Below are 13,010 nucleotides of genomic sequence, written 5' to 3' on the forward strand. Positions count from 1 at the left end.
CATAACATATTATATATGACTAATATGTTATGCCCTTTAATTTATTAACCTGTTTTATATGCGTTTGAAACGGCCGACAATTTCAACTGTTTCAGTAATGTTCATAAATGCTTTGTTATCCACTTGACGGATAATACGTTTCATTTCGCCTAACTCATAGCGAGTCACGACAGTGTAAATCATTTTTTTCTTATGGTTTGTATAGCCGCCGACAGCGTCTACCATTGTCACCCCGCGTATGCCGTGATGTAGTAGTGCGCTTTTTATTTCCTCGCCTTTTTCTGTAATAGTCATTATCGTTAATTTAATATGTTTCGTATGCACAGCGTCGATAACTTTGCTGACTACAAATCGACTAATTAACGTATAAAGTGTAATATCCCATCCGAAAATAAAACCTGCTGCTACAAGTAAGATTAAGTTGAATACAAATATGATTGCTCCAATTGAAACATCTCGATATTTCGCTACAATCAATCCGACAACATCAAAACCACCTGTTGAAGAAGCAAATCGGAATATAATTCCTGAAGCTGCTCCGCAGATAACACCACCGAATACAGAAGAAAGTAAAATATCGTCTGAAACTTGGTGTACCGGGATAATGTTCATCGCTAACGATGATACAGCTACAAAGTACGCTGTTAAAAAGGTTGTCTTCTTTCCTAAGTAAAAGTGACTTAAAATAAGAAGAGGAATGTTTAGTAAAAAGATAAGTGCACCGATATTGTAGTGCATTAAATAACCGATAATCATCCCTACACCAGCGAATCCACCGCTAATCATATTATGCGGGATAAAAAACATATTCATAGAAATTGCATACAAAATAGAAGCTATAAAAATAACAACCAACTGTATCATAAATTCTAAGTGAAATGTTTTAGCTGCTGGGAAGGATAAAAAGGCGGTGTCGGGAACGTAATCGGCGTCTCCTAGTTGACCCATAGTATGTTTCATCTCCATATTCATTTTTGATTACAAGAAGAGAATAAAGGTTTTTTCAAAAACTGGCAATAGTTTTATTATAATGCAAAAATTTTATAAATTTCTAATAAATCAAGCCTATTCATTGATGTGTGTGAATATGCTAAAGAAAGCGAATACAACGTTTCTTAATTATTGTTTTCTTGAGAAAATATGCAAAATACTTTTTTTGAAAATAAAAGGAAATAGAGAATATTTGCCCGATGTGCTAAAATGACCTTATTAAGGATGTGAAGCGATGGAATTTTTATTGCAGGATGCAATTCTATATATATCGTTTGTAACGACAGCACTTTGTTTATTAGAAGTTTTCTTCCTTGCTAATGTTTCTCGCTTTGTGCGTCAACAAGCATCAAGCGGTAGACAAAGAGCTTTTGCGTTGGTTGATACATGTGAAGATAGTGCGGGAAATGTACCGCTATTTTCAATTTTTTATAAATATGGAATGATTCGTTCTGTACGCAGACAAGAATCAAGTGAAGAGAATGATGAGGTTGGTCCGTATACACCAATGTTTCGCTAAATAATTACGAAACATTGGAGGAATGAACATGTTAAAATCATACCGAGCTGCGCTCATTAGTTTATCAGTAGTACTTGTTTTTGTTTTATCTGGCTGCAGTAATGCAGGCACAATTGATTCACATAGTACGGGGATATGGAACCATTATTTCGTATATCCAATCTCGTATATGATTCAATTTGTTGCTCATCATATACCGGGAGCTAGCTTCGGGGTTGCTATCATTATTATGACGCTCGTTATTCGTTCAGCCATGATTCCATTAGCTGTTTCGCAATATCGCAGCCAAGCGAAAATGAAGAAAATGCAACCTGAATTGCAGAAGCTAAAGAAAAAATACGGTGATGTAAGCAAAGACCTTGAAAAACAAAAGCAGTATCAAAAAGAAATGTCAGAACTAATGAGATCAGGCGGTTGGAATCCACTTGCTGGTTGCTGGCCAATTTTTATACAAATGCCGATTTTCTCTGCTTTGTATTATGCGATTAGCAGAACGGAAGAGATTCGCACATCTTCGTTTTTATGGGTGAACCTAGGACATGCAGATCCATATCATATATTACCGATTATTGCAGCGTTAACGACATTTATTCAGATGAAAGTTTTCCAATCGAATATTACACCTGGAGAACAAGTACAGATGCTAAAGATGCAGCAAATTATGATGCCAGCAATGATTCTATTTATGGGGTTTGCGGCGCCATCAGGACTTGTGTTGTACTGGATAACAGGTAACTTATTTACAATGACACAAACAATTGTATTAAGAAAAATAATGGAACGTGAAGAGTTACAATTACAAAAAGCATAGAGAAACACCGCTCATTACGAGCGGTGTTTTTTATTTGAATCGTTAAGGAAATTTTAAGAAACCAATATTACTATTGGCGTTGTATACGAAAGTGTACATGCTTTAGAAATATGAAGGAGGGAATTTCCTATGAAGAAGAAAACAGTTGGTTATTTAGCGATTGCAGGTGCTTTATCATTCGGAATCATTGGAGGAGTCGGTGTTCCGGCATTCGCGGCAACAAATACTCCAACAGCTGAGCAAGCGACAAAAACAGCGAAAAAAGATTTAGATGCCGCTACAAAACAAAAAGTAAAAACGATTATGGACGATACAAAGAAACAGTTACAGGAGCTAGGTGTAAAGCTTCCAGAAAAAGAAAAACGTAAAGAAATGTTTGCGGGATTAGATGAACAGGCGAAAGAAAAAGCGAAGTCGATTTTAGAGCAAGAAAAGTCTGGGAAATTAACACGAGAACAAGCAAAAGAGGAATTAACAAAGTTAGGCGTAAAAATGCCGGAGAAAGGTAAGCGTGGAGACATGTTTGCTAACTTAGATGAACAGGCGAAAGAGAAAGCGAAGTCGATTTTAGAGCAAAAGAAATCTGGAAAATTAACGCATGAGCAAGCAAAAGAGGAATTAACAAAGCTAGGCGTGAAAATGCCGGAGAAAGGTAAACATGGAGACATGTTTGCTAACTTAGATGAACAGGCAAAAGAAAAAGCAAAGTCAATTTTAGAGCAAAAGAAATCTGGAAAATTAACGCATGAGCAAGCAAAAGAAGAATTAACAAAATTAGGTGTGAAACTTCCAGAGAAAGAGAAGCATGAAGACATGTTTGCAGGATTAGATGAAGCAACAAAAACAAAAGCAAAAGCGATTTTAGACAATGAAAAGAAACAATTAGAGGCATTGAATGTTGATTTACCGCACCATAAGTTTTTTATGAAAAAAGATGAGAAATAATTGAATGAAGTCGTATCTTTCGTGTGGGCAACCGAAAGGCACGTGCGAGGACCGATTTCTACTTATAGAAATCGGTCTCTTTTAATGATTCAATAAAATTCTTTTCATAGTTAGTATGTATCCGAAGACGCAGTAGAAGATTGCAAAACCGATAAACACTTCCGTATATTGATATTTACCCAATACGTAGAAGGAAACAGCTAGTATAATAGCTACCGCTAAAATGCTATAACCAGGATACTTGTGCCTATGCATGATAGCGAATAGAACAGAGAGAAACGTAGCAATGATACAAAAAACAGCAATCATTATTGGTGCACCTCCTATATAAATTATACCAATTTTAGGGAATTAGAGAAATATTACAGCTTCTGTTATAATATAAGAAGATAAATATTTCCTATGTTATATAAAAAATATATTGATTTTTTCTAACAATTCAATATAATGAACAATAACTACAAAATTCGACATCAAGAAGTGATGATGAGGACACGATCAATTTTTTACGATTTCCAGAGAGGGAAGCCTTTGGCTGTGAGCTTCCTAATACGGAAAAATAGATTACCACCTCTGAACTGCAGCAGTGAACGAGCATCTAGTAATTGCTTGCCGGCAAAAACCGTTATTTAGACTTGAGAAATTGGTGAAGTGTATTACTTTACGAATTGAAACAAGGGTGGAACCACGAATACAACACTCGTCCCTTTTTTAGGGAGGAGTGTTTTTTTATTTCATTTTTGCATCACACTAGGATTGGAAGGAGGATACGCAGCATGCATCATGATGAGAAGAACAAAATTGGTTTAACAGTAGCACTTTCTATCGTAGTAGGAACGATTATTGGATCTGGTGTGTTTATGAAACCAGGGAGCGTATTAGATTACTCGGGGAGTTCTAATATGGCCATTCTTGCTTGGGTAATTGGTGGCCTGTTGACGCTAGCAAGTGGTTTAACAGTAGCTGAAATTGGAGCGCAAATCCCGAAAAATGGTGGGTTGTATACGTATTTAGAGGAGATTTACGGAAGTTTTTGGGGATATTTATCAGGTTGGATGCAAACAATTGTTTATGGACCTGCTATTATCGGAACATTAGGTTTATACTTTAGTTCTTTAGTGATTAATTTTTTCTATTTAGATAAAGTGTGGAATTTACCAATCGCAATTGGAACGGTTGTGTTCCTTGGCGTTGTAAATAGTATGGGAACAAAATACGGAGGTATCGTTCAAACAATCACGACAATTGGGAAGATGATTCCGATTGTGTTAATTGTTGTGCTAGGTTTCTGGAAAGGGAATAGCGATATTTTTAACGTAGTTGTGCCGATATCGGAAAATCAAAGTATCGGTATGGCAATTTTAGCAACGTTATTTGCTTATGACGGCTGGATTTTACTTGCTTCGATTGGTGGAGAAATGAAGAATCCAACAAAGTTATTACCGAAAGCAATGACAGTAGGGATTTTAATCGTAACGGCTGCTTACGTATTAATTAACTTGGCATTATTAAATGTATTACCAGCAGCGAAAATTGTAGACCTTGGAGAAAATGCAACAGCGACAGCTGCAGGCATGTTACTTGGAGAATATGGCGGAAAAATTATTAGTATCGGTATTATCGTTTCTATTTTCGGCTGTTTAAATGGAAAGATTTTAACGTTCCCACGTATCCCAATGTCTATGGCAGAGCGTGGACAACTTCCATTTTCTAAGTTTATTGCAAAGGAAAGTCCGAGATTTAAAACACCAGCAAATGCGATTACTGTTGAAATCATTTTAGGAATTATTTTAATGATTATTAGTGATCCAAATAAGCTATCTGAGATTTCCGTATTCATTATTTATATTTTCTATGTAATGACGTTTATTGGTGTCTTCATTTTAAGAAAACGTAATAAGAATAAAGAGCGTGCATATAGTGTACCGTTATTCCCAATCGTACCAATCGTAGCGATTTTAGGTTCGTTCTTTGTAATTGGTAGTGCGATTATTAACGATCCAGTAAGTTGTTTCTTATCGATTGGAATTGTATTTACGGGACTTCCGGTGTATTGGTATTTAAATAAGAAGAAAGAAACAGAATGATGAAAAGGTAGGCGTATTATACGCCTACCTTTTTTACTGTAAAAAAATTGTACTTGCTTCCATTTTTCATTTTGGTTACTATAGTCGTAGTAACCAAAATAGAAAGCGTGGGGAAAGACTTGAATTTTCGTGTTTATATTTTAGCTATCGCGGCTTTTGTAGTCGGAACGGTTGAGCTAATTATAGGAGGAACGCTTGATTTAGTTGCCAATGATTTAGGAGTATCTATTAGCGCAGCTGGTCAGCTTATAACAATATTTTCGGTAGTATTTGCTTTGTCAGGTCCAGTTTTATTAGCTTTGACAGGGAAGTTTGAAAGAAAAACATTGTATGTTGGAGCATTATCGATTTTCTTAATCGGAAATATTATTTCGGCATTTAGTGTGAATTACGGAATGCTAATGTTCTCAAGGGTTATTTGTGCGGCGAGTGGTTCATTAATTATTGCACTATCGGTAACACTTGCTTCTAGTGTTGTAGAACCGCATTTTCGTGCGCGTGCAATTGGAATCATTTTCATGGGAATTAGCGGATCACTCGTACTTGGAGTACCGCTCGGTCTTGTGCTCGGAAATGCATACGGATGGCGTGCACCATTTGTATTAATTGCGGTATTAACAGTTATGGCAATTGCTTGTATTTCATTATTCTTAACGAAAGTACCACCGACATCGGTATTATCAATAAAAGAACAACTTGCTACTTTAAAAGATAAAAAAATTGTAAGTGCACAGTTAACATCATTTTTGTTTTTAACAGGGCATTTAACATTGTATGCATATTTAACACCGTTTTTAAAAGATGTCATGTATGTTGAAGCAAACTGGATTAGTGTGTTTTACTTTATTTTCGGAATCGCAGCAGTAATTGGTGGCGGCTTTGGTGGCTGGCTTGCTGATAAATGGGGATCGAAGAAAAGTATTATTTCCATCATTATCGTATTTGCGTGTGCAATCTTCATACTGCCATTAATGACATTCTCATTCCCGCTCTTCATCATTATGATGGGACTTTGGAGTATGCTGAGCTGGGCGATTTCACCAGCGCAACAAAACTATTTAATTGAAATTGCACCAGAATCAGCTGGTATTCAGCAAAGTTTAAATAACTCTGCCCTTCATTTAGGAATTGCACTTGGTTCAACAGTAGGCGGAGTTGTTATCGAAAAATCATCTGTTATATATAATGCTTGGGTAGGCGGTGGCTTTATTATATTAGCACTGCTTTGCGCGATTTTCTCGATTACGAGAGGACGCTCTACTCAGTTCGTGAAAGAAGAATCTATCGTTTGATAGGTTCTTTTTTTATTTGTAAAAAATTGCAGGTTTTAGTAGAAAGGTCGAGAATTTGTATGTAGCGAGGTGATGTATATGTATACGAATTTTTCAATTATTGGTCTTCTAATTTCAATGCTCCCTTTGTTTCTTATTATTCTTGCACTTAGATGGGTTCGTTTCATCTATAAAAATTCAGAGAAACAGGTAGAGCAAAATGAGAAAATCATTGAGCTGTTGATGGAGATAAAGGAACAAAACGAAAAGGAGTCTAAGTGAAAAACTAGACTCCTTTTTATTATTTAATTAGTATCTTAATTTCATTAACAAACTCTTAATTTCCTCATCTTCCATAAAGAGGTCATGGTGTTTCTGGGTAATCTTTGCAAGTGCAACGTCATGATAGAAAAATTCTGTAAAGAACTTTACGAAAGGTTGTGACATTGTTTTCATTGCTTGCCATGACTCTTGTTCTACGCCAGCAAATAAAATTTCACGTTCGTCAACGATGAGTAGCAAGTAGCGCTCTAATGCATTAGGTTCTTCAGCTGGGATTAGAAAATGCATGTTTTCTAAGTCTGTCTCTACTTCTCCAACAATAAGGGATTCAATTTGAACACCTTGTTTTGCTTTTTGTTCTAGTAAAGGGAGATATTCTAAAAGAGTATCATTCCAAGCTGAAATACGGATTGATTCTTTTGCACTTTCAATGAGTTCCTTACTTTGAACTCGAATAGAAGATTGCATCTTTAAGCTCCACACACGGTCATCTGTAAATGATTTTTTTGATATATTTGTTTCCAGTTCTTTAATATTTGATTGGAATTCTGTCGTTAATTTTTCAATTGCTAGCTTTAGTGGTAATGCTGTATACAGTTTTTTCTTTTCTGAAACAGAATCCATTACCATTCCTTTATCGATTAGGCGTGCTAGCACTTCATATATTTTTGCTTTTGGAACACCTGAATGCTTCACAATCGTTGTAGCATCTAATGGTTCATTGCTTGATACGACAACTTCATAAGCTTGGCTTTCATATTGTGAGAAACCGAATTTTTGTAACATAGTTCCCTCCGAACGAATGAGATTATATTTTAAGGATAATGAACTATTTGTTTTTGCACAAGTGGTAGTCCGTTTTCTAATTGTATTAAGGTGAGAATTAATTTCAATTTTTTAATTTTATCTATTATACTTAATATAATGATTAATAAGATTTTAATTTAATGCGAAGGGGATGCTGGGGGGAAGATGTTAAGAAGTTTACGTTTAAAAATTGCGGTAGTGTTTTCAGTTCTTATTTCTATGATGTTCGTAATATTGGGTACAGCTGTGTATCAATTACAGAAAGAAAAGGAAGTGCGTTCCTTAGACGAATATTCTCAAAATGCGATGGATCTTGTGACAGAGCAACTTACGACATTTGTTCAAAGAACGGATGAAGATATGGGGTATTACGCGAACAGTGAGATGATTCGTAATATGCTTCAAGGTGGGGTTACTCCAGAAGAGGAAGCGTTTTTAACGAAAGAGTTTGCGGAGTATAAAAAGAATCATCCTGGTATTTTAGATTTATATATTGGTACGAAAGATAAAAAAACATTAAGTGCCAATCTTGCTGAAGGTGGGCAAGTGCCAGAAGGATACGATCCAACGACAAGACCATGGTATAAAGATTCAGAGGCTGATGTAAAAAGGGTCCATTGGGGACAACCTTCTTATGAAATTGCAACAGGAAAGTTAAGTGTAGGTGTTTCTAAAGCAATTACAGCTCAAGATGGATCTATATTAGGCGTTGTTGCGATGGATGTATCGCTTGGGACGATTCAGAAGTTGCTTCACAATATTCAATACAATAATGACGGAGAAATGTTTATTATAAATGATAAAAATATGGCTCTTGTTTATCCAGAAAAGATAGGAAAAGATGTTTCTAAAGAGCCACTTATAAAGAGCTTAAATAAAGAGGTAACAAAATATGCGGTCACTACAATAAAAGGTGAAGATGTAGTTGTTTACAGTCAATCATTTGATACGATGAAATGGACGATAGGAATCTTTTATCCGAAAGAAACGATCGATGGGCTATTAAATAGTACGAGAAATACAGTTATTATAATGGCATGTATTAGTTTATTAGTTGGAATCGTAGCTTCCTACTTGTTCTCAAGAAGATTAGCAAGACCACTTCAACTATTAAAGAATCACGTGCAAAAAGTAGCAGAAGGCGATTTAACGCTGCGAATGAAAGTGACAAGTAAAGATGAAGTTGGAGAGTTGACTAAGCACTTTAATGATATGGTTGAACAAATGAATGAAATGGTAAGTAAAATTAAAAACAGTGTATCAACGGTGCAACAATCAACGAATAGTTTACATTACTTAACGAATGAAACAGTAGCGGCTAGTAGAGAAGTTTCAGGAGCAATGGATGATGTGAGTGGAGGAGCCTCTACTCTTGCGAATAGTGTGGATGAAGTTTCAGCTCAGCTCGAGAATATGGCGGAGTCAGTGGAACAAATGAATAGCTCCGTCGGTGAAATAAAAGGAGTGGCTGGCAAAGCGGAAGAGGCATCTAAGCAAGGATTAAATACAATGAGGAATTTAATCCGTACGAGGGGACAATCATCTTCGATTGTTGTTCATACAGAAGAAGCATCGGATAAGTTAGAACAAAGAGTTGGATCGATTCAAAATGTTGTTGAGCTTATAAAAGGCATTTCGGATCAAACAAATTTACTTGCTTTAAATGCATCGATTGAAGCTGCCCGTGCAGGTGAGCAAGGTAAGGGATTTGCGGTTGTTGCTGAAGAGGTTCGGAAATTAGCGGAACAATCAAAAGAGGCAACCGGAGAAATCACAACGATGATTGGTGATGTACAATTAGAAGTAAAAAGGGTTGTAGAAGTTGTAAGTAAATTGAAAGACATTGCAGATGTACAAAATAAAGTGACGACAGAGGCGGAAATGGAGTTCCGCACAATTATGTCAGTTGTAAATACGATTAGTACTTCAGTTGAAAAAATTGTAGAAGAGGTACATAACATAGGTTACGAGCAAGGGGAAATTACAGCGGTAATGCATACAATTGCTGGTACGAGTCAAGAAAGTGCAGCTGTTTCTGAAGAGGTACATGCTGCAACGGAATCACAGGTGAATCATTTAGAAAAGGTAGCTCACACGATGGAAAGTTTGACAGAACATATGAGAGATTTAGAAAGATTAGTCGAGCAGTTTAAAGTGGAAGAGTAACATATTAGTAAAATGATGAGGATTTCGGTAAAATAGACAATGGATATATAAGAAACGATTATAGGAGGAAGACTACTATGGCAATTGTTGATGTATCGATTATTCCAGTAGGAACAGGTAATCCAAGTGTTAGTGAATATGTAGCAGAAGTACAAAAGGTGCTAGAGAAAAATGCGGATCGCGTGAAGTATCAATTAACACCGATGAATACAATTATTGAAGGAGATCTTCCTGTCATTCTAGAAGTAATTCAACAAATGCATGAAGTTCCATATACGAAAGGTGCGCAGCGCGTTGCAACAACAATTCGTATTGATGATCGTCGTGATAAAGTAAGCACAATGGAGAAAAAATTAAACTCTGTTCGATCAAAATTATAAAGAAAAGCAGCGATTTTCGCTGCTTTTTTCATATAGGAGGTAAATAAGATGAGTGAAAAGTTTAACGAACAATTTGACGGGTTGTTAGAGAAATACACGGAACTGTTACTTGGAGAGAGCAATGAAGAGAGAAAAGAACAGGTACAGAAGTGGGCACTGTATTCTTACATAGCGAAGACGATGCCAGCTTTAGTAAAGCATTGGAATGAAACTTATCCCGATGCGAAAGAAGAGATGGTGCAGTTAATTACGGATATTAAAAGGCTGAATGAAGAGAAGCGAAATGAGCAATAAAAAACTTGAGGGAAATATAATCGTAAGTTTTCTGTATTAATATCCTTATATAATTTACATGGAATATTAAGGGTTTTATAGGCATGTCGAATATTTTCGACATGCCTATTTTATGCCTAGTAAACTCCATTTTTCTAAATGTCGAAAAATATTTCAGGTATATTTATAAGCGGAAATATAGGGTTTTAAATGTTTTTATAGTATTTTATAAATTATCTAAATAATTATTTGTATCCAATAATTTTAAACAATGATATAATTTTGAAGAGGGGTAAAAAACAGATAAATCAAGTCATAGGGGTGAATTACATGGAACAATTAATGCGAAATTCGTTTCTTTTCTTATCTAAAAATAAAGCGCTAACAAAACTGGCTAAAAAGTACGGTTTACGCTTTGGTGCAGGTCGCTTTGTCGCAGGGGAGACAATTGAATTAGCGACAGCAGCTATTAAGCAATTGAACAAGCAAGGACTTTGTGTAACAATCGATTATTTAGGGGAATTCGTTGATAATGAAGCGGAAGCAAATGAAATGGCTAACCAATCGATTGAAGCAATCCGTGCAATTGGAAGAGAAGGTCTTGATTCGCAGCTTTCTTTAAAGATGACTTCTATGGGATTAGATATCTCTGATGAAATCGTAATGAACAATATGCGCCGTATTTTAGAAGCGGCGAAAGAAAATGGTGTGTTCGTTACCATTGATATGGAAGACTATACACGCTGTGGTAAAACAATTGATATCTTTAAACAATTAAAATCTGAATACGATAATATCGGTACTGTTATTCAAGCTTACCTATATCGTACAGAAAAAGATATTGAAGATTTAAATGCTTATAATCCTAATTTACGTCTTGTAAAAGGTGCTTATAAAGAACCTGAAGAAGTGGCATTCCCAGACAAGAAAGATGTAGATGACAATTATAAAAAAATTATTAAAATGCACTTATTAAATGGAAATTATACTGCAATTGCTTCACATGACGAAGCGATTATTGAATATACAAAAAAACTTGCTGAAGAACACAACATTCCAAGGGATCAATTTGAATTCCAAATGTTATATGGTATTCGTAATGAGCGTCAACTTGAGCTAGTAAAAGAAGGCTACAAAATGCGTGTTTACGTACCTTATGGAAACGACTGGTATGGATATTTCATGCGTCGTCTAGCAGAGCGTCCAGCAAACGTTGCGTTCGTATTAAAAGGTATGGTTAAAAAATAACCAAGGAGAAAATACTCCTTGGTTATTTTAATTGCTGAAATGCATAATGTGCCATTTTCTTCGTATCAGGATACAGTTGCTTGCGGGTAGAAGATAATACAACATTAATGACACGTTTACCGTCTTTTTCATCCACTGTTACGACTGTATATTTGCCAAGTGCTGATAGACCGCTTTTACTTCCAATCGCATATGGATCGTCATATAGTTCTTCTCGTCCGTAGTTTGCGATGTTTGGAGAGCGTTCTGAAGTATGTAGAGTTGTACGCGTTGAATTCATATATTCTAAAACAACTGGATACTTTAATGCTTCTTTCGTAATAATAGCAATGTCATATGGTGACACTTTATTCCCAATTGCATCAGCACCACTTGCGTTTTTGAAAGTCGCATGCTTTGTACCAAGTTCCTTCGCTCTAGCATTCATCATTTTCACAAATTCATTTTTTGATCCTGCAATATGTTCTGCAATTGATTCAGCTATTGGATCTGCACTAATGATAAGCATAAGTTTTAATGCCTCATCACGCTTTAATTTTTCTCCAGCACGAAGTTTAATTTTCTTACTTTGACTTTCTGTTTTAATTGCGTTTTCTGTAACTGTAATTTCTTCATCTTCTTTTACATTCTCTAGTAAAAGAAGGGTTGTCATCATTTTGGCTATACTAGCCGGATAAGAGCGTTCGTCTTCACGTTTCCCATACAAAATTTCACCTGTGTCTGCATCGATTGTAACTCCGTATTGCCCAGTAATATTAGGTTGATCAGCTCTTACAGATTGTTGCCTTTGTGCATAAGAGAAGAAAATCATCCCTGTAAATAGTGTGGCAATCATTACAATCATAACTATTGTTCGTTTCATTATAATTCCCTCATTTGTTACAAATAAATTGGGCAGAAAAAGCAGCCATTAATCATTATGCCACGTTCTCTGCCCAAAAATATAGCGTTATTTTTCGCCTATATTATGCTTTTTATATTGTTGGTTATTACCTTGACGTCCTTTTTCCACGCCGTGGTTATGCGGACCTGCGTTTCCAGTTACACTAGCTGCGCTAATTCCAGCCTTTGAAGGGTTCTTCTTAAGTTTTGCCATATATATTCCTCCAGTTTCGTCAGATTATAAAAAGGGAAAGTGTATTTTAGTGAAGAAAATACATATATAGCATGGCCAAATGAAAGAAAAATATTTATTTCAGAAAATTTTATCAATAAATATATTGCGAAAAT

At 35.7% G+C, this 13,010-nt stretch carries 15 protein-coding genes and 1 other annotated feature; of the genes, 10 read left to right on the forward strand and 5 right to left on the reverse strand.

Translation table 11 applies throughout. The annotated features are described in order from the left end of the window. Nucleotides 1-54: 54 nt before the first annotated feature. Nucleotides 55-948, reverse strand: a complete 894-nt coding sequence (locus GBN78_RS13300) for a YitT family protein (RefSeq protein WP_000530044.1) — start codon at nucleotides 946-948, stop codon at nucleotides 55-57. Between the two features lie 277 nt (nucleotides 949-1,225). Between GBN78_RS13300 and GBN78_RS13305 the strand changes: the two genes are divergently transcribed. From GBN78_RS13305 to GBN78_RS13315, 3 genes are all read left to right on the forward strand, one after another. Continuing rightward, nucleotides 1,226-1,510, forward strand: coding sequence for a hypothetical protein (locus GBN78_RS13305; RefSeq protein WP_000394930.1), 285 nt, complete (start codon nucleotides 1,226-1,228; stop codon nucleotides 1,508-1,510). 28 nt (nucleotides 1,511-1,538) lie between these two features. Continuing rightward, on the forward strand, nucleotides 1,539-2,321 hold the full coding sequence (locus GBN78_RS13310; RefSeq protein ID WP_070184450.1) for a membrane protein insertase YidC: 783 nt from the start codon (nucleotides 1,539-1,541) through the stop codon (nucleotides 2,319-2,321). A 129-nt stretch (nucleotides 2,322-2,450) separates the two neighbouring features. Further along, entirely contained in the window at nucleotides 2,451-3,266 is an 816-nt protein-coding gene (locus GBN78_RS13315; RefSeq protein ID WP_044584965.1) for a hypothetical protein, read from the forward strand. An 81-nt stretch (nucleotides 3,267-3,347) separates the two neighbouring features. Here the strand turns inward: GBN78_RS13315 and GBN78_RS13320 are convergent, their stop codons facing one another. Next, nucleotides 3,348-3,575, reverse strand: coding sequence for a hypothetical protein (locus GBN78_RS13320; protein WP_000562236.1), 228 nt, complete (start codon nucleotides 3,573-3,575; stop codon nucleotides 3,348-3,350). Between the two features lie 165 nt (nucleotides 3,576-3,740). Beyond that, nucleotides 3,741-3,977, forward strand: a binding site (T-box leader). Between the two features lie 65 nt (nucleotides 3,978-4,042). On the opposite strand from GBN78_RS13320, the gene GBN78_RS13325 reads away from it, so the two are divergent. The 3 genes from GBN78_RS13325 to GBN78_RS13335 all read left to right on the forward strand — a co-directional run bounded on the left by GBN78_RS13325 (nucleotide 4,043) and on the right by GBN78_RS13335 (nucleotide 6,906). Continuing rightward, entirely contained in the window at nucleotides 4,043-5,353 is a 1,311-nt protein-coding gene (locus GBN78_RS13325) for an APC family permease (RefSeq protein ID WP_000546336.1), read from the forward strand. Nucleotides 5,354-5,400: 47 nt separating this feature from the next. Then, nucleotides 5,401-6,645 (forward strand): MFS transporter, encoded by a 1,245-nt coding sequence (locus GBN78_RS13330; RefSeq protein ID WP_101336100.1) that lies wholly within the window; start codon nucleotides 5,401-5,403, stop codon nucleotides 6,643-6,645. A 78-nt stretch (nucleotides 6,646-6,723) separates the two neighbouring features. Further along, nucleotides 6,724-6,906 (forward strand): hypothetical protein, encoded by a 183-nt coding sequence (locus GBN78_RS13335; RefSeq protein ID WP_000288473.1) that lies wholly within the window; start codon nucleotides 6,724-6,726, stop codon nucleotides 6,904-6,906. 27 nt (nucleotides 6,907-6,933) lie between these two features. On the opposite strand, the gene GBN78_RS13340 is transcribed toward GBN78_RS13335, so the two are convergent. Next, a complete protein-coding gene (locus GBN78_RS13340) occupies nucleotides 6,934-7,692 on the reverse strand; it encodes a TrmB family transcriptional regulator (RefSeq protein ID WP_044584963.1) in 759 nt (252 codons plus the stop codon). 186 nt (nucleotides 7,693-7,878) lie between these two features. On the opposite strand from GBN78_RS13340, the gene GBN78_RS13345 reads away from it, so the two are divergent. The 4 genes from GBN78_RS13345 to GBN78_RS13360 all read left to right on the forward strand — a co-directional run bounded on the left by GBN78_RS13345 (nucleotide 7,879) and on the right by GBN78_RS13360 (nucleotide 11,780). Then, nucleotides 7,879-9,879 (forward strand): methyl-accepting chemotaxis protein, encoded by a 2,001-nt coding sequence (locus tag GBN78_RS13345; protein ID WP_044584962.1) that lies wholly within the window; start codon nucleotides 7,879-7,881, stop codon nucleotides 9,877-9,879. 77 nt (nucleotides 9,880-9,956) lie between these two features. After that, nucleotides 9,957-10,259 carry an MTH1187 family thiamine-binding protein gene (locus tag GBN78_RS13350; RefSeq protein ID WP_001018860.1) on the forward strand — a complete coding sequence of 101 codons (303 nt, stop codon included), beginning with the start codon at nucleotides 9,957-9,959 and terminating at the stop codon, nucleotides 10,257-10,259. A gap of 48 nt (nucleotides 10,260-10,307) precedes the next feature. Next, nucleotides 10,308-10,553 carry a YusU family protein gene (locus tag GBN78_RS13355; protein ID WP_001290594.1) on the forward strand — a complete coding sequence of 82 codons (246 nt, stop codon included), beginning with the start codon at nucleotides 10,308-10,310 and terminating at the stop codon, nucleotides 10,551-10,553. A 309-nt stretch (nucleotides 10,554-10,862) separates the two neighbouring features. Then, nucleotides 10,863-11,780, forward strand: a complete 918-nt coding sequence (locus tag GBN78_RS13360; protein ID WP_000436772.1) for a proline dehydrogenase family protein — start codon at nucleotides 10,863-10,865, stop codon at nucleotides 11,778-11,780. A gap of 22 nt (nucleotides 11,781-11,802) precedes the next feature. On the opposite strand, the gene GBN78_RS13365 is transcribed toward GBN78_RS13360, so the two are convergent. Beyond that, nucleotides 11,803-12,642, reverse strand: a complete 840-nt coding sequence (locus GBN78_RS13365; protein ID WP_044584961.1) for a D-alanyl-D-alanine carboxypeptidase family protein — start codon at nucleotides 12,640-12,642, stop codon at nucleotides 11,803-11,805. An 87-nt stretch (nucleotides 12,643-12,729) separates the two neighbouring features. Further along, complete coding sequence (locus GBN78_RS13370; RefSeq protein WP_033697523.1) at nucleotides 12,730-12,876, reverse strand: YuzL family protein; 147 nt, start codon at nucleotides 12,874-12,876, stop codon at nucleotides 12,730-12,732. Between the last annotated feature and the right edge of the window lie 134 nt (nucleotides 12,877-13,010).

Origin of the sequence: Bacillus sp. B2-WWTP-C-10-Post-4 (genome assembly GCF_009183805.1) — a bacterium.
In the GTDB taxonomy this organism is placed as follows: Bacteria; Bacillota; Bacilli; order Bacillales; family Bacillaceae_G; genus Bacillus_A; species Bacillus_A cereus.

Excerpts from the sequence above, each read along its gene's own strand:
- GBN78_RS13300 (WP_000530044.1), bottom strand. The coding sequence starts at position 948 with ATGGGTCAACTAGGAGACGCCGATTACGTTCCCGACACCGCCTTTTTA.
- GBN78_RS13305 (WP_000394930.1), top strand. The coding sequence starts at position 1,226 with ATGGAATTTTTATTGCAGGATGCAATTCTATATATATCGTTTGTAACG.
- GBN78_RS13310 (WP_070184450.1), top strand. The coding sequence starts at position 1,539 with ATGTTAAAATCATACCGAGCTGCGCTCATTAGTTTATCAGTAGTACTT.
- GBN78_RS13315 (WP_044584965.1), top strand. The coding sequence starts at position 2,451 with ATGAAGAAGAAAACAGTTGGTTATTTAGCGATTGCAGGTGCTTTATCA.
- GBN78_RS13320 (WP_000562236.1), bottom strand. The coding sequence starts at position 3,575 with ATGATTGCTGTTTTTTGTATCATTGCTACGTTTCTCTCTGTTCTATTC.
- GBN78_RS13325 (WP_000546336.1), top strand. The coding sequence starts at position 4,043 with ATGCATCATGATGAGAAGAACAAAATTGGTTTAACAGTAGCACTTTCT.
- GBN78_RS13335 (WP_000288473.1), top strand. The coding sequence starts at position 6,724 with ATGTATACGAATTTTTCAATTATTGGTCTTCTAATTTCAATGCTCCCT.
- GBN78_RS13340 (WP_044584963.1), bottom strand. The coding sequence starts at position 7,692 with ATGTTACAAAAATTCGGTTTCTCACAATATGAAAGCCAAGCTTATGAA.
- GBN78_RS13345 (WP_044584962.1), top strand. The coding sequence starts at position 7,879 with ATGTTAAGAAGTTTACGTTTAAAAATTGCGGTAGTGTTTTCAGTTCTT.
- GBN78_RS13350 (WP_001018860.1), top strand. The coding sequence starts at position 9,957 with ATGGCAATTGTTGATGTATCGATTATTCCAGTAGGAACAGGTAATCCA.
- GBN78_RS13355 (WP_001290594.1), top strand. The coding sequence starts at position 10,308 with ATGAGTGAAAAGTTTAACGAACAATTTGACGGGTTGTTAGAGAAATAC.
- GBN78_RS13360 (WP_000436772.1), top strand. The coding sequence starts at position 10,863 with ATGGAACAATTAATGCGAAATTCGTTTCTTTTCTTATCTAAAAATAAA.
- GBN78_RS13365 (WP_044584961.1), bottom strand. The coding sequence starts at position 12,642 with ATGAAACGAACAATAGTTATGATTGTAATGATTGCCACACTATTTACA.
- GBN78_RS13370 (WP_033697523.1), bottom strand. The coding sequence starts at position 12,876 with ATGGCAAAACTTAAGAAGAACCCTTCAAAGGCTGGAATTAGCGCAGCT.